The 22106-nt window shown below is 51.4% G+C and carries 17 protein-coding genes and 1 pseudogene; 6 read left to right on the forward strand and 12 right to left on the reverse strand.

All coding sequences use genetic code 11. The features are described 5' to 3' along the window. Positions 1-9: 9 nt before the first annotated feature. Positions 10-738: an arginine ABC transporter ATP-binding protein ArtP gene (gene artP, locus GBAG_RS06190; protein ID WP_034494595.1), complete on the reverse strand. Its 729-nt coding sequence runs from the start codon at positions 736-738 to the stop codon at positions 10-12. Between the two features lie 229 nt (positions 739-967). Beyond that, positions 968-1495: a lipoprotein gene (locus GBAG_RS06195; RefSeq protein WP_034494272.1), complete on the reverse strand. Its 528-nt coding sequence runs from the start codon at positions 1493-1495 to the stop codon at positions 968-970. 213 nt (positions 1496-1708) lie between these two features. Between GBAG_RS06195 and GBAG_RS06200 the strand changes: the two genes are divergently transcribed. Further along, positions 1709-2554 carry an N-acetylmuramoyl-L-alanine amidase gene (locus GBAG_RS06200; protein WP_034494274.1) on the forward strand — a complete coding sequence of 282 codons (846 nt, stop codon included), beginning with the start codon at positions 1709-1711 and terminating at the stop codon, positions 2552-2554. Here GBAG_RS06200 and GBAG_RS06205 read toward each other — a convergent pair whose 3' ends face one another. From GBAG_RS06205 to aqpZ, 8 genes are all read right to left on the reverse strand, one after another. Next, positions 2555-3565 carry an NAD-dependent epimerase/dehydratase family protein gene (locus GBAG_RS06205; RefSeq protein ID WP_034494597.1) on the reverse strand — a complete coding sequence of 337 codons (1011 nt, stop codon included), beginning with the start codon at positions 3563-3565 and terminating at the stop codon, positions 2555-2557. It lies immediately after the preceding gene. 91 nt (positions 3566-3656) lie between these two features. Next, positions 3657-5105: an SDR family oxidoreductase gene (locus GBAG_RS06210; protein WP_034494276.1), complete on the reverse strand. Its 1449-nt coding sequence runs from the start codon at positions 5103-5105 to the stop codon at positions 3657-3659. Positions 5106-5122: 17 nt separating this feature from the next. Then, a complete protein-coding gene (ltaE, locus tag GBAG_RS06215; protein ID WP_034494278.1) occupies positions 5123-6124 on the reverse strand; it encodes a low-specificity L-threonine aldolase in 1002 nt (333 codons plus the stop codon). Between the two features lie 38 nt (positions 6125-6162). Beyond that, the gene (poxB, locus tag GBAG_RS06220; RefSeq protein ID WP_034494281.1) at positions 6163-7884 is read right to left on the reverse strand and encodes a ubiquinone-dependent pyruvate dehydrogenase; all 1722 of its coding nucleotides are present in this window, start codon (positions 7882-7884) and stop codon (positions 6163-6165) included. Positions 7885-7987: 103 nt separating this feature from the next. Then, the gene (hcr, locus tag GBAG_RS06225) at positions 7988-8956 is read right to left on the reverse strand and encodes an NADH oxidoreductase (protein ID WP_034494282.1); all 969 of its coding nucleotides are present in this window, start codon (positions 8954-8956) and stop codon (positions 7988-7990) included. 9 nt (positions 8957-8965) lie between these two features. After that, positions 8966-10618 (reverse strand): hydroxylamine reductase, encoded by a 1653-nt coding sequence (gene hcp, locus GBAG_RS06230; protein WP_034494284.1) that lies wholly within the window; start codon positions 10616-10618, stop codon positions 8966-8968. A 143-nt stretch (positions 10619-10761) separates the two neighbouring features. After that, positions 10762-11661: a LysO family transporter gene (locus tag GBAG_RS06235; protein WP_034494287.1), complete on the reverse strand. Its 900-nt coding sequence runs from the start codon at positions 11659-11661 to the stop codon at positions 10762-10764. Positions 11662-11831: 170 nt separating this feature from the next. Next, positions 11832-12527 (reverse strand): aquaporin Z, encoded by a 696-nt coding sequence (gene aqpZ, locus GBAG_RS06240; RefSeq protein WP_034494288.1) that lies wholly within the window; start codon positions 12525-12527, stop codon positions 11832-11834. 468 nt (positions 12528-12995) lie between these two features. Here aqpZ and GBAG_RS06245 point away from each other — a divergent pair, with 468 nt between their 5' ends. Next, complete coding sequence (locus tag GBAG_RS06245; RefSeq protein ID WP_034494290.1) at positions 12996-14651, forward strand: ATP-dependent endonuclease; 1656 nt, start codon at positions 12996-12998, stop codon at positions 14649-14651. Positions 14652-14664: 13 nt separating this feature from the next. Here GBAG_RS06245 and GBAG_RS06250 read toward each other — a convergent pair whose 3' ends face one another. Beyond that, positions 14665-15612: a VirK/YbjX family protein gene (locus GBAG_RS06250; RefSeq protein WP_051873648.1), complete on the reverse strand. Its 948-nt coding sequence runs from the start codon at positions 15610-15612 to the stop codon at positions 14665-14667. A gap of 141 nt (positions 15613-15753) precedes the next feature. Between GBAG_RS06250 and macA the strand changes: the two are divergent. Further along, positions 15754-16868, forward strand: a pseudogene (gene macA / locus GBAG_RS06255) (macrolide transporter subunit MacA). Then, complete coding sequence (macB, locus tag GBAG_RS06260) at positions 16865-18811, forward strand: macrolide ABC transporter ATP-binding protein/permease MacB (RefSeq protein ID WP_034494292.1); 1947 nt, start codon at positions 16865-16867, stop codon at positions 18809-18811. Before macA ends, macB begins: the two are co-directional and overlap by 4 nt. Before the next feature lie 89 nt (positions 18812-18900). Here the strand turns inward: macB and cspD are convergent, their stop codons facing one another. Then, positions 18901-19125, reverse strand: a complete 225-nt coding sequence (gene cspD / locus GBAG_RS06265; RefSeq protein ID WP_034456407.1) for a cold shock-like protein CspD — start codon at positions 19123-19125, stop codon at positions 18901-18903. Positions 19126-19448: 323 nt separating this feature from the next. Between cspD and clpS the strand changes: the two genes are divergently transcribed. Beyond that, on the forward strand, positions 19449-19769 hold the full coding sequence (gene clpS, locus GBAG_RS06270) for an ATP-dependent Clp protease adapter ClpS (protein ID WP_034456405.1): 321 nt from the start codon (positions 19449-19451) through the stop codon (positions 19767-19769). 27 nt (positions 19770-19796) lie between these two features. After that, complete coding sequence (gene clpA / locus GBAG_RS06275; protein ID WP_034494294.1) at positions 19797-22070, forward strand: ATP-dependent Clp protease ATP-binding subunit ClpA; 2274 nt, start codon at positions 19797-19799, stop codon at positions 22068-22070. Positions 22071-22106 lie beyond the last annotated feature (36 nt).

A 22106-nucleotide genomic window follows, 5' to 3' on the forward strand; every position in this document is an offset into this window, starting at 1 on the left:
CCGGATACATCAGTGTGACAGATAGAATTTAAACGCTTCGGTCTGTGGTTTTGCGAAGCAACTCGCATCACCTTGCTCGACGATGTGGCCATTTTCCATGTAAACCACACGGCTTGCGGTTTTACGCGCAACTTCCACTTCGTGGGTCACGATGACCTGAGTGATGTTGGTTTCTGCCAACTCACGAATGATGCTGACGATCTGCGCGGTGATTTCCGGATCCAGTGCTGCGGTGGGTTCATCGAACAGCAGGATCTGTGGTTCCATCATCAAGGCACGTGCAATCGCGACACGCTGCTGCTGGCCACCGGAAAGGTGCAGCGGATAGCGGTCCATATACGGTTTCAGGCGTAAACGCTCAAGCAGTTTGTCGGCACGCTGACGCGCTTCATCTTTGCTGATCCCCAGAACGCGACAAGGCGCTTCCATCAGGTTTTGCAGCACAGTGAGATGAGGCCAAAGATTATATTGCTGGAACACCATGCCAACATTGCGACGCAATTCACGAATGGCTTTATCGCCAGGCGCTTTTGCAAAGTCAAAATGGTTATCCGCAATGGTGAGTTGCCCGGAGTGCGGCATCTCAAGCAGATTGAGTACGCGCAGAAGCGAGCTTTTACCTGCGCCGCTTGGACCAAGCAGCACCAGCGTTTCGCCCTGTGGGCAACTAAGGGTGATATCGAACAGCGCCTGGTGTGCGCCGTAAAAACAATTAATGCCGTTTAGTTGAATACTCATGCGCATAAGTTGAATAGCAATTGAAGCCGCAAAGGGTACCTTTAACAGAATAGTTATGCAATCTTTGTGCGTTAAAACCTAAAAATAACTACTCACATGCATTAAAGGTAGCACAATATAGCGGGGCGGGGTGAAGGCAAGAATAAATGTCGGAGTTATGTCAAAACTCCAGACTATTTACATGGGTTATGAATTTCACCCCGCCGATTGCGTGAATATTAGACAGTTGTTAGTTGGTTTCTATTGCCTGACGCAGGCTACCTGAAGGTGCGTGGCTGTTTTCGCCTAAATAACGCACGTCATCCACTGCCCAGCACTGACCCTCACGAATCATCAATACTTCATCGTTCCAGCTTTGACTGCCTTTAGTCAGTTTCACACGCAACGGAATATTCCGTGCGTCGGTGTTGGGAATGGTTGATGCAGAAGCCACTTCGGCTGTGTCCGCGCCGTCTGCATTGCTGGTAAACATATTGCTGCGCATAAATTCATTCTGCGCGTTTGGCGAAGCGCTGGCTTTCTGGAGTTGCTGCGCCAGAGAATCACTCATATAAGGACGTAAGCCGGTAATGGCGCTGCTGCCCTGGGTTTTATGGGTTAATTGATAATCGTAAAATTTCTGTGCCACGCTATCCGGGCCGCCCTCAATACAAGGGCCGCTGCGGGTGCCAATATCTTTAAAAGCGGGAGTAACGGGGGTAGTACAGGCCGTGAGGAGCAGAGCGCACGGAAGAAGAACCAAAACTGAGCTGCGCATTTTTATTTCCTTATTTTCTCAGGAGGACTCACTTAGCATAGCGTATCGCTGTCAAAACCCGTCATACTTCGAGCTGCCTCTTTGTTGGCTGCGCGAACTCACCCGAATCACTTAGTTTACTAAGCTCGTCGGGATTCGTTTACTTGCCGCTGCGATGCCGCTCGAATTATTTAGGGTTTAATATGTTGATTCAAAAAAGAGAGAGGGAAGCGAATGCAGTGGCGAATTAGCCTGATCATTTTCGTAGCTTTGCTGGTGGGGTGCTCCAGTAAGCCTGAAGTTGTTGAAAAAACCGTTGTCGATAAAGGCGATTTTAAAGTCGACACCAGCCACACCGCGAGGAATGCCTATCCACGGGTAAAAGTGTTGGTTATTCACTACACCGCCGATGACTTTGCCGGTTCGCTAACCACTTTAACTGAACAAAATGTCAGTTCACATTATCTCATTCCTGACACCCCTCCGGTATCTGGCGGCAAGCCTGTTATCTGGCAATTAGTGCCTGAGAGCGAATTGGCGTGGCACGCAGGAGTGAGTTTTTGGCGTGGCGCAACGCGGATTAATGACACCTCGATTGGTATCGAGCTTGAGAATAAAGGTTTTACGCGTCAGGGCCGTGGAAAGCAGTTTTATCCCTTCAATGCTCCGCAGATCTCGGTGCTGGAGAAACTGGCGAAAGTGATTATCGCTCGTTATCAAATCCAACCGCAAAATGTTGTCGCCCATGCGGATATTGCTCCGCAACGTAAAGTTGACCCAGGTCCGCTATTCCCATGGCAGCAATTGGCTCAACAGGGCGTGGGTGCCTGGCCGGATGCAAACAGAGTAGCCTTTTATCTGAATGGTCGTGGGCCTTACCAACCGGTGGACAGGCGAGGTCTGCTGGATTTGCTATCGCGTTATGGTTATCAGGTGACGCCTGATATGGCGTGGGAGCAGCAAAAGAGAGTGATCCAGGCTTTCCAGATGCACTTCCGCCCAACGAAATATTCCGGTGATGCGGATGCGCAAACTGAGGCAATAGCGGAAGCGCTACTTGAAAAATACGGGCAAGGTTGATTAGCGATGCAATAACGTACCGTGGTCACGCAGCCAGAGCGCGGTACGCCGGATACCTTCATCAAGCGTAACAACAGGCTGATAACCTAATTCTGTTTCAGCGCGTGTCGTATCGAGCGTTAAATCAAAATTAAGCTTCGACACGCCGTAGTGAGTGAGCACCGGTTCTTTGGCTGATTTACTGCCAAAACGCTCCATGCTTCGGGCAATCATATCCAGCATCGGATACGGTACCGAACGGATCCTGCATTGAATGTCTAATTCATCAATCAGCTTTTGCACGATAACCCGCAGCGGGCGAGCTTCCATGTTAGTGATGTTGTAGGCGCGCCCAGATGGCTGTGATTCGCACTGAGTTGCGAGCCACATCGCATGTACGGCATTTTCGATATAAGTCATATCGACCATCGCATCACCACCGCGCGGTAACAGCACGCTGCCGTAATGGCGCATCATCTGTACCAGACGTGGGAAGAAGACTTTGTCGTGCGGGCCGAACAAACTTTGCGGACGCAGAATCGTAAAGCGCGTGTGCGGATTCGATTGTGCCAGCAGCTGAATCACTTCTTCGCTGGCGGCTTTGCTGCGGGCAAATTCGTTGGCAAAGCGCACCGGACGGAAGTCCTCGCTGATATTGCGATGATGGTGATAATCAAAATAGAGTGAAGGTGAGGAAATATGCACAAAGTTGCGCACCCCCCACGCCACTGCCCATTCACCTAAGCGGCGAGTTGCGCGAACATTGGCGAGATCAAATGCTTCCTGTGTCCCCCACGGGGAAGTAAAGCTTGAGCAATGCCAGAGCGTGTCAACATCGGCCAGCATCACTTTGGCCTGCGAGGAAACCAGTTCCGTCAGGTCGGCATGGACGAACTCGGCACCCATTTTTTCCAGCAGTTTGCCCATGGCTTCATTGCGCCCGGTTGCCCGTACGCTGATGCCTTTTGCGCGAAGAAATTCGACCGCGTTTCGGCCTAAACCGCTGGTGGCGCCCGTTACCAGTACCTTCATGTCGACCAACTCATGATAATTGAGATTTACGCTGCGCATTTTTCCGTGAAATGGCAGCGCTTGCAATGGGGAAAGCTAAAGATTAGGACTCTTAACGGACTTTATGTGCAGATTGTTCGGAAAGCTGGCAAATCCGTCGGGCCATGCCGCGGAAAATGAACAGATGCGCGGGGATCATGACCAACCAGTAGAACAAACCTGCTGTTCCATGCGGATGCCACCAGGCGCGAACATCCAGCGTGCGATGTTGGCCGTGGTCACGCAAAGTGAAAGAAAGTCGCCCAAGTCCGGGGGCTTTCATGCCAAACAATAGCGTCAGCTCTTTTTCGGGTTCGACAATAATCACTTTCCAGCTATCAACCCGATCTCCAACTTGCAGCATTTCCCGCTCCGGGCGTCCTTTCGCCAGTCTGTGACCGACCAGCAAATCCATATATCCTCGGGTTTGCCACAGAATGTTGCCGAAGAAATATCCTTCTTTGCCGCCAATCTGATTCACCACTTGCCACAAATCTGCCAGCTCAGCGGAGGTCGTTAACGTACAACCTGCCTGTTTGGGGAAGAAGCCATATTCCGGACGCCAGCGGGCATAGGCCTGTGCGTCGTAACCCCAGTCCTGCGAGTTTGCCAGCTTGTGTTCATCTTCAAGTGTTGCGCGAACGGCATCGTCAAAGGTGAGCAGAGTTTGTGGGATCAGCGCACGTAACTCGCGATCGTCAGCCAGAAGATCGTGCTTTAATCCCTGGATCAGGGCCTTGGCGATGGTCGGGGGCACCGACGTTATCATGTTTAGAAACCACACCGAGATCCAACTTGTCGGCAGCGGAATGGGAATCAGTGGGCGGCGTTTACCGCTTATTGCCATGAACCGTTCGAACTGCTGCTGATAACTCAGCACGTCAGGTCCGGCAGCCTCAAATACACGGTTCTCCTGCGCAGGATGTTTCAGCAATTCAACCAGATAATAGAGCAGGTTTTTCAGCGCAATCGGCGTGGTGCGCGAGCGAACCCAGCGCGGTGGCGTGAGCACCGGCAGGTTGTAAACCATGTCGCGCATCACCTCAAAGGCAGCGGAACCGGCACCAACAATAATACCGGCACGAATTTCGGTAACGGGAACGCCTGCATCACACAGAATATCCGCTGTTAGCTGGCGAGCGCGTAAATGCTCGGAGTCGCCATCACCTTCAGCGGCTTGCAGAGAACTGAGGAATATCAGCTGTTTTACTGGATGCACACGCAGCGCATCGCGCAAATTCAGGGCCGTCTGGCGTTCATGGGCCACGAAATCGGCTCCGTCACCCATGCTGTGCACCAGATAATAAAGCGTATCGACGTTTTCCAGCAGTTGAGGTAGCGTTGACGGCCACTGTAAATCGACGTGACGGCAGTCAACGCCCGGCCAGGGTTGTTTTTCCAGCCACTCAACGCGCCTTGCGGCCGCCGTGACATGATGCCCGGCAGCGGTAAGTTCCGGCACAAGGTGTTGTCCGATATAGCCGCTTGCGCCAAGTACCAGAATATTTTGTGGCTGTGTCATCTTCCCTGACCCTCCGGTTAGCGTTGTAAAAATGCCTGCCAGTGGGAAACCACTTCGGTCAGTTGCTGGCGATTCACATCAAGATGAACAACCAGACGAGTGACTGGCCCTGCGCTCATCAGCACACCGCGTTCTTTCATAAATTTGCCGAGGCTTTCAGCCTGCTCAACCGGCACGCGAGCAAACACCATATTAGTGTCCTGACGTGTCACATCGACGCCAATTTCACGTAACTCACCCGACAGCCAATGCGCGTTGTCGTGGTCTTCTTTAAGGCGCTGCACGTTATTCTCAAGGGCGTACAAACCTGCGGCTGCCAGAATACCGGCCTGGCGCATACCGCCGCCGACCATTTTGCGCCAGCGCGTGGCACGTTTAATGTATTCCTGGCTACCGACTAACAAAGAACCAACTGGCGTTCCCAGGCCTTTTGAGAGGCAAATCGTGAAGGTATCGCAGTAACGCACCACTTCTTCCAGCGTGCAGCCATATTCCACCACGGCGTTGAAGATGCGCGCACCATCAACGTGTAATGCCAGTTTATGATTGCGGCTAAATTCCCACGCCTGCTTGAGATACTCGCGCGGCAAAACTTTGCCGTTATGGGTATTTTCGAGACTCAGTAATTTCGTGCGTGCGAAGTGGATATCATCAGGTTTGATTTTTGCCGCGACTTTATCGAGAGGCAGCGAACCATCGGGATTGGCGTCAATAGGTTGCGGCTGGATGCTACCTAACACCGCAGCACCACCCGCTTCATAGAGATAATTGTGCGCCAGTTGCCCCACAATATACTCTTCGCCACGTTCGCAATGGCTTAACAGGGCCACCAGGTTAGCTTGGGTGCCCGTTGGCAGGAATAGCGCGGCTTCTTTGCCGCTGATTTTTGCCGCGTATTCTTGTAATTCATTGACCGTTGGGTCATCGCCATAGACGTCATCGCCGGTTGGCGCTGCCATCATACGCTTGAGCATTTCTTCACTCGGCCGGGTTACTGTGTCGCTGCGCAAATCAATCACGGTGGTTCCTTATTATTATCCTCAATTAAAGGAATGTTTTACCGGAACCAGTTCGTTTTCGCCAGTTCGATAACTTCATCGCCGCGCCCGCTAATGATGGCGCGAAGCATATACAGGCTGAATCCTTTGGCTTGTTCGAGTTTAATTTGCGGTGGGATCGCCAGCTCATCTTTGGCAACGACCACATCTACCAAAACCGGGCCGTCGATGCTAAAAGCACGTTGCAAAGCAGTGTCTAACTCTTCCGCTTTCTCAACGCGGATGCCGGTAATGCCGCAGGCGTTAGCGATATTGGCAAAGTTAGTGTCGTGCAATTCGGTACCGTCCGTCAGGTAACCGCCAGCTTTCATTTCCATTGCCACAAAGCCCAGCACGCTGTTGTTAAACACCACGATTTTGATGGGTAATTTCATTTGCACGACCGACAAAAAATCCCCCATCAACATGCTAAAACCCCCGTCGCCACACATCGCGATAACTTGTCTGCCTGGTGTCGTAGCTTTTGCACCGAGTGCTTGCGGCATGGCGTTGGCCATTGAACCGTGAGTGAACGAACCCAGCAAACGGCGTTTGCCGTTCATTTTCAGATATCGTGCGGCCCAGACTGTCGGCGTGCCTACGTCACAGGTGAAAATGGCGTCATCATCAGCGTAATGGCTGATTTGTTGCGCGACATATTGTGGATGGATGACTTTGCCATCGCCCTGTTGCGCGAGTTCGTCCAGGCTTTCGCGGGCCTCGCGATAGTTATCCAGTGCTTTATCCAGGAAGCTGCGGTCTGTCTTTTCTTCCAGAAGCGGAATCAATGCCGCAAGTGTGGCTTTAATATCCCCGACCAGCGCCATATCCACTTTACTGTGCGCCCCGATGCTGCCAGGGTTGATATCAATCTGAATGATTTTCGCGTCAGTCGGATAGAAAGCACGATAAGGGAATTGGGTGCCGAGCAGAATCAGCGTGTCGGCATTCATCATGGTGTGGAAGCCGGAAGAAAAACCAATTAGCCCGGTCATGCCTACGTCATAGGGGTTGTCATATTCAACATGCTCTTTACCGCGCAGGGCATGGACAATGGGCGCTTTAAGCGTGGCGGCAAACTGCACCAGCTCTTCATGCGCACCGGTACAACCGCTGCCGCACATCAGGGCAATGTTGTCGTTGTAACGCAGCAGTTGCGCCAGCTTTTTGAGTTCTTCCTGTGCAGGAAGAACAACGGGTTGTGGAGCCGCGTACCAGTGGGAACTTGCTGTTTCAGGGGCCGGTTTCAGCGCGACATCGCCAGGTAAAACCACAACTGAAACGCCACGGTTAAGAACCGCTTTGCGCATGGCAATTGCTAACACTTGCGGAATTTGTTCCGGGGATGACACCAGCTCGCAATAATGGCTGCATTCGCGGAATAACTCTTCGGGGTGGGTTTCCTGGAAATAGCCGCTGCCAATTTCACTTGATGGGATATGCGCAGCAATCGCCAGGACCGGAACCCGGTTGCGATGGCAGTCGAACAGGCCGTTAATTAAATGCAGATTACCAGGGCCGCAGGAACCGGCACATACCGCCAGCTCACCGGAAAGATGGGCTTCTGCACCCGCAGCAAATGCGGCGACTTCTTCATGGCGGGTGGGCATCCATTGAATTGTGCCCATGCGGTTCAGGCTATCGGACAGTCCGTTGAGGGAATCACCGGTGACGCCCCAGATGCGTTTCACGCCTGCACTTTCGAGAGTTTTTGCCACATAAGCGGCGACGGTCTGTTTCATTGCTTCTCCTTGTCACGATTCAGTTAACGTAAACAAGCTTAGTCAAGGAAACAGAAGAGGCGGGGCAGAAAGTGCCACTCAGAGTCTGAGTGGCACGCGTGGATCAAGCGAGAACTAAGTCTCCTTGCGGATGACAACAGCAAGCCAGCACATAACCGTTGGTAATTTCTGCCTCGGTCAACGTCATGGAACTGCTGACCGTGTAATCACCGGACTCGACTTTGGTTTTACAGCTACCACAAACTCCGGCGCGACATGCCGCGTTGACGGGTACGCTATTGCTCTCCATTGCCGCCAGCAACGTGCTGCCAACGGGTGCATAGAACTCGCGCAGCGGTTTTAGCGTGGTAAATTTCAAACCACTTTCGACAGGAGCGGCGACGGGTGTGAAGAATTTCTCAGAATAAAACTCAGTCACCCCCAGGGCTTTGACTTCTGTTTCGACCAGTTCCATATACGGCGCTGGGCCACAGGTCATTACGGTGCGCGAGGCAATATCCGGCACGGTTGCCAGAATTTCGCGGGTTAAACGCCCGGCGATAAAGCCGTGTGTCGCGTTATTCTCGGCAATCATGGCTACCGAATAATTGCGCCATTCGTCGGCAAAAATCACATCTTCGGGCGTTCGAACGTTGTAAATAACCTGCACGTCGGCCAGCGGACGATGCTCTGCCAGCCAACGGCGCATCGCCATAATCGGCGTCACGCCACAACCTGCCGCGATTAACAAATAGCGATCGGTGTTCAGATTTTCACAGGTGAATTCCCCCTGGCCTTCAGATAGCCACAGGTAATCACCTGGTTTCACATCCTGAGTCAGCCATTGGGAACCAACGCCATTCTCGATACGACGAATCGTCAGCGTGATAAACGGGCTGAGTCCCGGCGTGGAAGAGATTGTGTAAGCGCGCAGTGTCTCATCGCTATTACGAATACTCACCAGCGCGTATTGCCCAGCCTTGTAAGGATAGAAATCGTGATTAATCAGCGATAGCGTCCAGACATCCGGCGTTTCCTGATGAATATGATGCACCTGCATACGATGCGGACACAGTGGCGTTGGCATGGTCATGGCGTCTCCTTATGCACTCATCAGCTGTTGAATATCTTGCTCAACGGTAGTGATGGCGCGCAGGCCAAATTTCTCGTTCAGCACAGCCAGCAGATTTGGCGTCAGGAAAGCGGGTGTCGTTGGGCCAGCGACGATATTAGTCACGCCCAGAGACAGCAAGGTCAGCAGGATAACAATCGCTTTTTGCTCAAACCAGGAAAGCACCAGACTTAGCGGTAGATCGTTCACGCCGCAGCCGAGTTTCTCAGCAAGCGTGACGGCAAGAATGATCGCAGAGTAAGCATCGTTACACTGGCCTGCATCGACCAGACGTGGCAGACCTTCGATATCGCCGAAGTCCAGCTTGTTGAAGCGATATTTACCGCAAGCCAGGGTCAGGATCAGGCAGTCTTTTGGCACGCTGGTGGCAAAATCAGTGAAGTAGCTGCGTTCGCCACGCTCACCGTCACAGCCGCCGACCAGGAAGATGTGGCGCAGTTTTTCACGGCTGACCAAATCAATTAGCGTATCGGCAGCGCCCAACAGAGTCTGGCGACCAAAGCCTACAGTGATCAGGTGCTCGATTTCGCTGTACGGGAAGCCAGCCATTTGTTGCGCCTGAGTAATTACGGGGGCGAAATCATCACCTTCGAGATGGCTCACGCCCGGCCAGCCAACAATGCTGCGTGTCCAGATACGGTCAGTATATGAACCCACTTCCGGGTTGATGATGCAGTTGGAGGTCATCACCACGGGGCCTGGGAAACGGGCGAACTCGGTCTGCTGGTTTTGCCAGCCGCTGCCGTAGTTACCCACCAGATGCTTGAATTTACGCAGCTCAGGGTAACCGTGGGCTGGCAGCATTTCACCGTGGGTAAAGACGTTAACGCCAGTGCCTTCGGTTTGTTCCAGCAGGTTGTAGAGATCTTTAAGATCGTGGCCGGAAATCAAAACACATTTGCCCGCTACCGGGCGCACGTTAACTTGCGTCGGGGTCGGGTGACCGTATTTTTCGGTTTCGCCGAGATCCAGAATGCTCATCACTTTGAAGTTCATCTGGCCGATTTCCATGGAGCACTCAAGCAGTGCGCCCATGTCAGCAGGCCAGGTTCCGAGCCACGCCATAATTTTGTGGTATTGCGCGTAGATATCGTTGTCGTATTGGCCGAGTACGTGAGCGTGTTCCATATAGGCCGCCGCACCTTTCAGGCCGTACAGACACAGCAGACGCAGGCCAAGAATATCTTCGCCAATTTCTGCTTTATCGCGGTTTGGCGCGAATTCAGCCGCCTGGCGTTGTAAATCACCCAAATCTTTGCTGACCAATTGCAGCTCGGCCATTGGGTTGGTAACGGTCAGGTTAGGGTTAATCGCCAGGCTGCGTGCCTTCAGGCTTTCTCGCAGCGTAATGGCTTCCTGCGCGTAACCCACAATGCGCGGGGAGTCGAAGTTCACGTTGGTCAGGGTAGAGAAGAAAGCGCGCGGCGCAAAGTTGTCGATGTCATGGTCGATGATGCCAACTTCACGAGCAGCGATTGCCCATGCAGACAGCCCTTGCAGCGTGGCAATCAGCAGGTCCTGGAGATCGGAAGTTTCGGCAGTTTTGCCACACATCCCCTGCGCATAAGAGCAGCCGTTGCCTGCCGGGGTGCGGATTGTTTGTTCACATTGCACACAAAACATGATCGTACCTTTTAAAGTTATATTTAATATACATGTTTAAGGTTATGCTCAGTGCGACACAGGGAAAAGGGATTTTTAATGCAACTTAGAGGGAGATTGATTTAGCGCAATTTTGGCGGTAGAAACCTACCGCCAATGAGGTATCAGGAGGCGAAAAAGGCCATGAGTAAAGGCGTCAGCAAGCTGAGAATAAAGCCGTGAACGATTGCCGCGGGAACAATTTCTAAACCGCCGCTGCGTTGCAGAACCGGAAGCGTGAAGTCCATCGACGTTGCGCCAGATAACCCAAGTGCGGTTGAGCGACTGCGACGAACGAGACCGGGAATCAACATGATTGCCACCAATTCACGCGCCAGATCGTTGAAGAACGAGGCACTACCAATCACCGGGCCGTATGATTCGGTCATTAAAATACCGGAAAGTGAATACCAGCCGAATCCTGAGGCCATCGCCAGCCCGGTCTTAATCGGCAGGTCGAGAATAAAGGCATTGATAACGCCACCGGCGAGGGAACTGAGTGCGACGACCACGGCGACAATCATGCCCCTTCGGTTCAGCACGATCTGTTTTAGCGTCATGCCGCTATTGCGCAATTGGATACCGACTAACAGCAGCAGGAAGATTAATGTGTATTCGCTGGCATCGGTTGCGTGCTGCAAAATAGGCCATCCTGCCAGACCTAGCAGAAAACCGGCTACCACTACGCCGCATAATTTGAGCGATTCCAGTGCCATTGCAATACGTGAAGGGAGTTTTTCTTGCTCGTGGTTGTGTCGCCACGGCATCGAACGCTCCAGCCAGAGCAGTGCCGCAGCATTGCACAGCAATAACACCACCACGGTGACCGCCGCGTAATGAAAAATTGCCAGCAGATTACTTGCCAGGTTGTCGAGAAATGCGAGGCTGATGCCCATGAAAAACAAAATAACGTACACAATCCAGCTTAATAAGCGATTGATTAGCTTTAGCAGACTGGTTTGTTTTAATGGAATGAGATAACCGATAATCAGCGGCACTAAGATAATTAACAATCCCGAAAACATGGTGCGGACAATCCTTGCAATAAAAGTAACGACATGTGTCACACTACCCAAAGTTCGGGAATGAGTAAAGCTACGAAAAAAAAGGATTATTATGCAGGGGGAAGATTGGCGAAGAGCGGTGGGAAAGCCGCGTCACTTGCCAAAATTCGGCAGGTGACGCGAAAGTTTGATTAGTGACGTTTTTCTAGCAAAGTACGGTAAATAATGCCACCCAGGATACCGCCAATAATTGGCATTACCCAGAACAGCCAGAGCTGCTGAAGTGCCCAACCGCCCTGGAAGATGGCGACCGCAGTACTGCGCGCTGGGTTCACAGAGGTGTTAGTCACAGGAATACTGATTAAGTGAATCAGCGTCAGCGCCAGGCCAATGGCAATAGGAGCGAAACCCGCTGGAGCAAGCTTGTCTGTTGCGCCATGAATAACAATCAAGAAGCCACAGGTTAATACGATTTCAATAATGATGGCTGACAACATGGAATAATGGTCCGGTGAATGCTCGCCATATCCATTCGATGCAAAGCCGCTAGCCGCAGCATCAAAACCGCTTTTCCCGCTGGCAATTAAATAGAGAATACCTGCCGCAACAATACCGCCAATGACTTGCGCAACAACATAGCCAATCACTTCTTTTGCCGGGAAACGTCCGCCTGCCCATAAACCCAGAGTCACAGCCGGGTTAAAGTGGCCGCCGGAAATATGCCCGACGGCATAAGCCATCGTTAATACGGTTAAACCAAATGCTAATGCGACGCCTGCAAAACCTATCCCCAATTCAGGATACGCTGCGGCAAGAACCGCACTGCCACAACCACCAAATACTAACCAGAACGTACCAAAGAATTCTGCTGCTAATTTCCTGAACATAACCACCTCTGCGTTTCATAATTTTAACTGCGGGTAGGGTAAATAAACGCACCCATCCGATTATTTTTTGTCACAACTATTTAAGGCGTAACGTAAATAATAAAAGAGCAGTAATGTTAATGAGATCACTAAGTCAGAACCAGCCTATAAAATCCTAAAAAATTGATTTAGGGCAATGAGATGGCATTCCTTACAAGAATAAACACGTAGAAAGTATAGAAGACTTTTTAATAAAGTAAGAATCTTCTGCTATTCAATGTATTTTCTGATTACCCTGATTTTATCAAGGATTAAATGCAAGGGTTTCGGCTATTATTAAATAAAATAAAAATTGAAATTTAGATAATTCCTGCTACTTCATTAATAACCCGGAATGCTCACCTGCAACCTGAGGCACGAAGGGTATATACTCAGGTTATGCGTTGAGCCGTGCGGCTAATGGAAAGCATCAACCAATCTGGAGGGATTATGTTTCTCGAGCGAGTAGAAATTGTCGGATTCAGGGGTATTAACCGTCTTTCGTTAATGCTTGAGCAAAATAACGTGCTGATTGGCGAGAACGCATGGGGTAAATCGAGCCTGCTGGATGCCTTAACCCTGTTGTTGTCGCCGCACGAAACGCTTTACCATTTTAATCGTGATGATTTTTACTTTCCGCCGGGCGACGTACAAGGCCGGGAACACCATTTACACATTGTTCTGACATTTCGGGAGACTGCTCCAGGGCACCATCTTGGGCGGCGTTACCGTTCACTTGCGCCGGTGTGGGTTGAAGGTAACGACGGCTTTCAGCGCATTATGTACCGCCTGGTGGGCGAACTGGCGCCAGACAATTCGATTTTGACGCTTCGCAGTTTTCTCGACGAGAAAGGCCACGCAATCGATCTTGATGATATTGATGACGTGGCAAAACAAATTACCCGCCTCAATCCTGTTTTGCGCTTACGTGACGCGCGTTTTATGCGTCGATTACGCAATGACAGCATACCCACTATGCCAGAAACCGAAATGACGGCTCGCCAGCTTGATTTTCTTTCGCGTGAGCTGGTGTCGCGCCCGCAAAATCTTACGGATGCGCAGTTACGTCAGGGGCTGTCGGCGATGGTGCAATTGCTCGAGCACTATTTTTCTGAGCAGGGGGCAGTAGCTCACCAACGTTTATTACGCCGTCGATCCCACGATGAACAACGCAGTTGGCGTTATCTGGATATCATCAACCGCATGATAGATAAGCCAAATAGTCGAGCGCATCGGATGATTTTATTGGGGATGTTCTCCACGCTTTTGCAAGCGAAAGGCAGCGTGGCGCTGGATAAAAATGCGCGGCCTTTATTGCTGGTCGAAGATCCCGAAACCCGGCTGCATCCCATTATGTTATCGGTGGCCTGGCATTTACTAAACTTGTTACCGCTGCAAAAAATCACCACCACCAATTCCGGTGAATTGTTATCTCTCACGCCTGTCGAGAATGTCTGCCGCCTGGTGCGTGAATCCTCTAAAGTCGCAGCCTGGCGGCTCGGCCCGGGTGGAATGAACGCCGAAGACAGTCGCCGCATTGCATTTCATATCCGCTTTAACCGTGCTTCTTCGCTGTTTGCCCGCTGCTGGCTATTGGTTGAAGGGGAAACCGAAGTGTGGGTGATGAACGAACTGGCGCGCCAGTGTGGGCATCATTTCGACGCCGAAGGGGTGAAGGTTATTGAGTTTGCCCAGTCGGGGCTGCGGCCATTGATTAAGTTTGCTCGACGTATGGGTATTGAATGGCATGTGCTGGTGGATGGTGACGAAGCCGGTAAGAAATATGCCTCCGTCGTGCGCGGCATTCTGGAAAATGACCGTGACCAGGAACGCGATCATTTAACCGCATTACCTGCGATGGATATGGAACATTTCATGTATCGGCAAGGGTTTTCCGATGTCTATCACCGGGTGGCGCAACTCCCTGAAAACGTGCCGATGAATATGCGCCGCGTTATCGTCAAAGCAATTCATCGCTCCTCAAAACCCGATTTAGCTATTGAAGTGGCAATGGAAGCCGGAAGGCGGGGCGTGGATGCGGTACCGTCGCTGCTGCGAAAGATGTTCTCACGGGTGCTCTGGCTTGCACGTGGCCGGGCTGACTAACCCGGCCGTTGGACTAAAGCTGCTGCTCAATTTGTTCCATCATCTCATCTAACAAACTGTAGCGGCGGCGATACTCAGCGCGTTTTTTACTGGCGATATCCTCAATGGGTTTGCGTGACACAGTAAGTGGCAGTTCAAAGAAACCTTCAGGCGTTAATTCCCCGCTCATTGATTCCCAAAAGCTATCGTAATCTGCATGGATTTTGTCTTTCTTCTTTTTCGCATAACGCCAGGAACGGTAAATATGCGCGTTGTTGCTCACTGCCAGAATCTGGCTCATGCCTAAATGATGCGCCAGCAGGCAGGCTGCTTCCAGCACCAGACGCTTCGGGAATAAGCCATGACAGGCTTTTGTCGCAATCTGAATGTATTCATGCGGGATATCACTTTTAGCGCCCTGTAGCCCACCGATGAACAAAGTCGGCTTATCATGATGTTGGCATAGTGTGAAAGTTAACCCGGCGAGGGCAACCCCATCATCACGGCTCAGGGTTATTGTCGCTTCACCTTCTTTATCCACATTGGCGATAGCGCATAAATCAAGATGGTAGAAGTTCTCATCTTTACCCGTTATTGTTGCCAGGCGTACGCCACTGGCTGAATAGTGCTGCTGTAACAAGTGCTCAGGCAGTACGTGAGTTAAAGCGTGATAGTGGAAAGACAATGCATTAACGGCATCCTTACGGTTAAAATTTGCCGTTAAATAAGGACGGTGCGCACGACAGGGTAAACCCGGCTGCACGGCGAGCAGTTTTTCCAAAAAAGGCTGGTGGGCCAAATCGGCCAGTAAACGAGCCGTCGCGAGCGGAGTAGTCAGTGAACGCAGGACGAATTTCCGACGATAAACCGGATTTTGCCAGGCGCTTCCAGGCATCCATTGTCCGGTGGCTAAAGAGAGAAATAACTGCCAGCCATTGCGTTGAGTGGCGGGTATAAATTCGTTTACGGCAGCTGGATACATGGTTGAGGCCTGGTTGAAGGGTTATGGCGTAATTTCACCATTTGTTTGCTCAACGAATGTTCAATCGCCACACAGGTCGATAAGACCATATAGTTTTTGTTGATACTTCGTTTAATTTGCCAGTTTGTTTGTAGGATACCTATGAGATTCAAGGGAAAAATTAAAAAGCGTTATTGGCTTCTGGGCCTGCTGGTATTACTCCTGGTGATCTGGCTGTGGCAGTTTTTAAATGCGCCAGCGCCGGTCTATCAGACGATGATTGTGCGTAAAGGCGAGCTGCAACAAAGCGTGTTGGCGACCGGCAAACTGGATGCTCTACGCAAAGTGGACGTCGGTGCTCAGGTCAGCGGGCAGCTCAAAACGCTGTCGGTGAATATCGGCGATAAAGTAAAAAAGATCAGCTGTTGGGGGTGATTGACCCGGAACAGGCGCAAAACCAAATCAAAGAAGTTGAAGCGACACTCATGGAATTGCGTGCGCAACGGCGACAGGCTGTGGCTCAGGCGAAACTCGCGCAAGTGACGTTAAATCGCCAACGGGCGCTGGCAAAAACTCAGGCGGTTTCGCAGCAGGATTTGGATACCGCAGCGACCGATCTGGAAGTCAGGCAGGCGCAAATTGGCACCATAGACGCGCAGATTAAACGCAATCAGGCCTCGCTGGACACGGCAAAAACCAACCTCGATTACACCCAGATTGTGGCTCCAATGGCGGGTGAAGTGACAGAAATCACCACCAAACAAGGCCAAACGGTGATTGCCGCACAGCAAGCGCCAAACATTCTGACGCTTGCCGATCTCGGGACCATGTTGGTGAAAGCGCAGGTTTCTGAAGCGGACGTGATTCACCTTAAACCGGGCCAGAAAGCCTGGTTTACGGTGCTGGGCGATCCATTAACGCGTTATGAAGGCGTGCTCATTGATATTCTGCCGACGCCGGTAAAAGTGAACGACGCGATTTTCTATAACGCCCGTTTTGAGGTGCCGAATCCGAAAGGCGTGTTGCGTCTTGAAATGACAGCACAAGTACATATCCAACTTGGCGGCGTAAAAGATGTGCTCACTATTCCACTGGCTGCGCTGGGCGAGCCAGTTGGCGATAACCGCTACAAAGTTTCGGTATTGCGTAACGGTGAAACGCGTGACCGTGAAATCACCATCGGGATGCGTAATGACACGATAGTGCAAGTCGCCAATGGACTGACTGAAGGTGAAGAAGTGGTGATTGGGAAAAGCACCACCGGGAGCGCACCATGACGGCACTGCTTGAGCTACGGGATATTCGCCGTAGCTATCCGTCGGGAGACGAACAAGTTGAAGTGCTTAAAGGCATTAATATCACCATTGAAGCTGGCGAAATGGTGGCGATTGTCGGTGCGTCTGGCTCCGGTAAATCGACGCTGATGAATATTCTCGGCTGCCTGGATAAACCCACCAGCGGGAGTTACAAAGTCGCGGGCCAGGATGTTGCGTTACTGGATAGCGACGCGCTCGCCACATTACGCCGCGAACATTTCGGCTTTATCTTCCAGCGATACCATCTGCTTTCTCATCTTAATGCGACGCAAAACGTTGAAGTCCCGGCGGTATATGCCGGGACGGCGCGGGTCTATCGCCAGCAGCGGGCGCGGGCATTATTGATGCGTCTTGGGCTTGCAGAACGCGTGGACTACCTGCCTTCACAACTCTCTGGCGGCCAGCAGCAGCGTGTGAGTATCGCTCGCGCCCTGATGAACGGCGGGCAGGTGATTCTAGCGGATGAACCGACCGGCGCGTTGGATAGCCATTCCGGTGAAGAAGTGATGGCCACGCTTAAGCAACTGCGTGAGCAGGGGCATACCGTCATTATTGTGACGCATGATCCTTCCATTGCCGCGCAGGCGCAGCGTGTGATTGAAATTCGTGACGGTGAAATTATCAGCAATCCTCCCTCGGTGGCGCAAGAATCTGCCGCACAGAAAGAGGTGAAAACTCAGCCGATAAATTCTGCGTTTCAGCAAACTATCAGCAGCTTTCGTGAAGCATTCGCCATGGCCTGGCTGGCGCTGGCGGCGAATAAAATGCGCACTTTGCTGACCATGTTGGGGATTATTATCGGTATCGCATCTGTGGTGTCGATTGTGATTGTTGGCGACGCGGCGAAACAGTTGGTATTACAGGACATTCGCTCGATTGGCACCAATACGATTGATATTTATCCGGGTAAGGATTTCGGCGATGACGATCCGCAGTATCAACAGGCGCTAAAATATGACGACCTGGCGGCTATCAGCCAGCAGCCGTGGGTCAGTTCAGCCACCCCGGCGCTCTCGAGCAATTTACGTGTGCGTTACGGCAACGTTGATGCGGCGGCAAGCGTGAATGGTGTCAGCAGCCAATATTTTAACGTTTACGGCATGAGCTTTAGCGAAGGCAACACCTTCAACGAGGAGCAATTGACCGGGCGTGCGCAAGTGGTGGTGCTCGATAGCAACACCAAACGCCAGCTCTTCCCGAATAAAGCCAACGTGGTCGGTGAAATCATTCTGGTGGGGAACATGCCTGCAACGGTCATCGGCGTGGCGCAAGAAAAGCAGTCGATGTTTGGCAGCAGCAAAATTCTGCGTGTCTGGTTGCCTTATAACACCATGGCCGGGCGAGTGATGGGGCAAAGCTGGCTTAACTCGATTACGGTGCGAGTCAACGAGGGTTACAACAGCCACGAAGCCGAACAGCAGCTCAATCGGTTGTTGCAGTTACGTCACGGTAAGAAAGATTTCTTCACCTACAATATGGACGGGCTGTTGAAAACGGCGGAAAAGACCACACGTACTCTTCAGATGTTCCTGACATTAGTGGCGGTGATTTCGTTACTGGTGGGTGGGATAGGCGTGATGAATATTATGCTGGTTTCGGTGACAGAACGTACCAAAGAGATTGGCATTCGTATGGCCGTAGGAGCCAGAGCCAGTGATGTATTGCAGCAGTTTTTAATTGAAGCAGTGCTGGTGTGTCTGGTGGGCGGTGCGTTGGGGATTTCGTTATCCTTGTTGATTGCCTTCACGCTGCAACTGGTTTTACCCGGCTGGGAAATCGGTTTTTCACCGATGGCGTTACTGACTGCATTTGCATGTTCGACCGCTACGGGGATTATATTTGGTTGGCTACCGGCAAGAAATGCCGCGCGATTAAATCCAATTGATGCGCTAGCGCGTGAATGATTTTAATCTTTGGTATTACGTTTGGTTATAAAAATGCCAGCGTACAAGCTGGCATTTTGATTTAGTGATGTACACAATGAAACAAAAGGTCAGGCGACCGCAGCTTCGAGTTCAAGAGGCACAATCAAACTAGCGTGATTGCCTTTTGGCCCCTGGTGCACATCAAACCTGACAGTTTGTCCGGCTTTAAGCGTTCTGTAACCATCCATCTGAATGGTGGAGTAGTGAGCGAAGATATCTTCGCCGCCGCCCTCAGGGCAGATAAAACCGAACCCTTTGGCGTTATTGAACCATTTAACTGTACCCGTCTCCATGCTTCTACATCCTTCGTAAATCTTATAAGTGAGATGGAATGAACCGGTGGGTGAGGGCGGGCTGTTCAAAACCTCGCCAACTCACGCTTGTACAATGTAGATAATTTAACCATGTCGTCAAGCGTTGCACGGGGGGGTAAGAATGAAAATGAATCAAAAATTTGAAGCAGTTAACGCTATTGTGATTAATGTGACGAAGCTCTCGATTGCGATTTACCGTCCCTTTTAAACACAATGAATCACGTTAACTGAAAGCGTATTACACTCAACCTATGGGCTTCGCCTTCATGACAAAGGGCGATTAAACATGATGACGATTTGCAATGGGTAAGACGAACGATTGGTTGGATTTCGACCAGCTGGTGGGCGACAAACTGCGCGAAGCGCTCAAACCACCGTCGATGTATAAAGTGATGTTAATGAACGATGACTACACGCCGATGGAATTTGTTATTGACGTGCTGCAAAAGTTCTTTTCTTATGATGTAGAACGTGCAACGCAATTGATGCTCACTGTGCACTATCAGGGTAAAGCTATCTGTGGCATTTTTACTGCAGAGGTAGCGGAAACCAAAGTCGCGTTAGTGAACCAGTATGCAAGGGAGCATGAGCATCCGCTGCTGTGTACGCTAGAAAAAGCCTGAAGAAGGCAAAATTTGGGGGAGGTGCCTATGCTCAATCAAGAACTGGAACTCAGTTTAAACATGGCTTTCGCCAGAGCGCGCGAGCACCGACATGAGTTTATGACTGTCGAGCATCTGTTGCTGGCTTTACTCAGCAACCCATCAGCTCGTGAAGCGCTGGAAGCGTGTAGCGTAGATCTGGTGGCGCTGCGACAGGAACTCGAGGCCTTCATCGAACAAACCACACCGGTTCTGCCAGCCAGTGAAGAAGAGCGCGATACTCAACCGACGCTCAGCTTCCAGCGTGTGCTGCAACGTGCGGTGTTCCACGTCCAGTCTTCTGGTCGCAGTGAAGTGACTGGCGCAAACGTGCTGGTGGCTATTTTCAGCGAACAGGAATCCCAGGCAGCGTACTTGCTGCGCAAACATGAAGTCAGCCGCCTTGATGTGGTGAACTTCATCTCTCACGGTACACGTAAAGACGAACCAAATCAGGCTCCGGGAGCAGAAAACCCGGTCAATGAAGAGCAAGCAGGCGGGGAGGAACGTATGGAAAACTTCACCACCAATCTCAACCAGCTTGCACGCGTGGGAGGGATAGACCCCTTAATTGGCCGCGATAAAGAGCTTGAGCGCGCCATTCAGGTTCTGTGTCGTCGCCGTAAAAACAACCCGCTGCTAGTGGGTGAATCCGGGGTGGGTAAAACCGCCATTGCCGAAGGACTTGCCTGGCGTATCGTGCAGGGCGACGTTCCGGAAGTGATTGCCGATTGCACGATTTACTCGCTGGATATTGGTTCGTTGCTGGCGGGCACTAAATACCGTGGTGATTTTGAGAAACGTTTCAAAGCGCTGCTTAAACAGCTTGAGCAGGATCAGAACAGCATCCTGTTTATTGATGAAATTCATACCATTATTGGTGCGGGTGCCGCATCTGGTGGGCAAGTTGATGCTGCAAACCTGATTAAGCCGCTGCTATCGAGCGGCAAGATTCGGGTTATCGGTTCAACTACGTACCAGGAATTCAGCAATATTTTCGAAAAAGACCGTGCTCTGGCGCGTCGCTTCCAGAAGATTGATATTACTGAGCCAAGCGTTGAAGAAACCGTTCAGATTATTAACGGCCTGAAACCGAAGTACGAAGCGCACCATGACGTGCGTTACACTGCGAAAGCGATTCGTGCCGCGGTGGAGTTGGCGGTGAAATACATCAACGATCGCCATTTGCCAGATAAAGCGATTGACGTTATCGACGAAGCGGGCGCTCGTAGCCGCCTGATGCCGGTGAGCAAGCGTAAGAAAACGGTCAATGTCTCTGACATCGAAACCGTGGTTGCGCGTATTGCGCGTATCCCGGAGAAAAGTGTTTCAGCAAGCGACCGCGATACGCTGCGCAGCCTGGATGACCGCCTGAAAATGCTGGTGTTTGGCCAGGATAAAGCCATCGAGGCGTTAACCGAAGCCATCAAAATGAGCCGCGCCGGTTTAGGGCACGATCATAAGCCAGTGGGTTCCTTCCTGTTTGCCGGGCCAACTGGTGTAGGTAAAACAGAAGTGACCGTGCAATTGGCGAAATCGCTGGGCATTGAGCTGCTGCGTTTTGATATGTCCGAATACATGGAACGCCACACCGTGAGCCGCTTGATTGGCGCACCTCCAGGCTACGTTGGTTTCGACCAGGGTGGGCTGTTGACGGATGCGGTGATTAAACATCCTCACTCAGTGTTGCTGCTTGATGAAATCGAAAAAGCGCACCCGGATGTCTTCAACCTGTTACTGCAGGTTATGGATAACGGTACGCTGACCGACAACAACGGGCGCAAAGCCGATTTCCGTAATGTGATTCTGGTGATGACCACTAACGCCGGCGTGCGTGAAACCGAGCGTAAGTCTATTGGCCTGATTCGTCAGGACAACAGTACCGATGCGATGGAAGAGATCAAAAAGATCTTTACTCCAGAGTTCCGCAACCGTTTGGACAACATCATTTGGTTCAACCATCTGTCTACGGATGTGATTCACCAGGTTGTCGACAAATTTATCGTCGAGCTTCAGGTGCAGTTGGATCAGAAAGGTGTGTCTCTGGAAGTGAGCCAGGAAGCCCGTGATTGGCTGGCGGAAAAAGGCTATGACCGTGCAATGGGTGCTCGCCCAATGACGCGTGTCATTCAGGACAGCCTGAAAAAACCGCTCGCTAACGAACTGCTGTTTGGTTCATTGGTGGACGGCGGCCAGGTGACTGTCGCGCTGGATAAAGAGAACCAGAAACTGACTTATGACTTCCATAGCGCTCAGAAGCATAAACCAGAAGCAGCACACTAATTCATTCGTGTTGCCATAAAAAAAGGCCAGGTTATT

The sequence above is a fragment of the Buttiauxella agrestis ATCC 33320 genome (assembly GCF_000735355.1).
GTDB lineage: Bacteria > Pseudomonadota > Gammaproteobacteria > Enterobacterales > Enterobacteriaceae > Buttiauxella > Buttiauxella agrestis.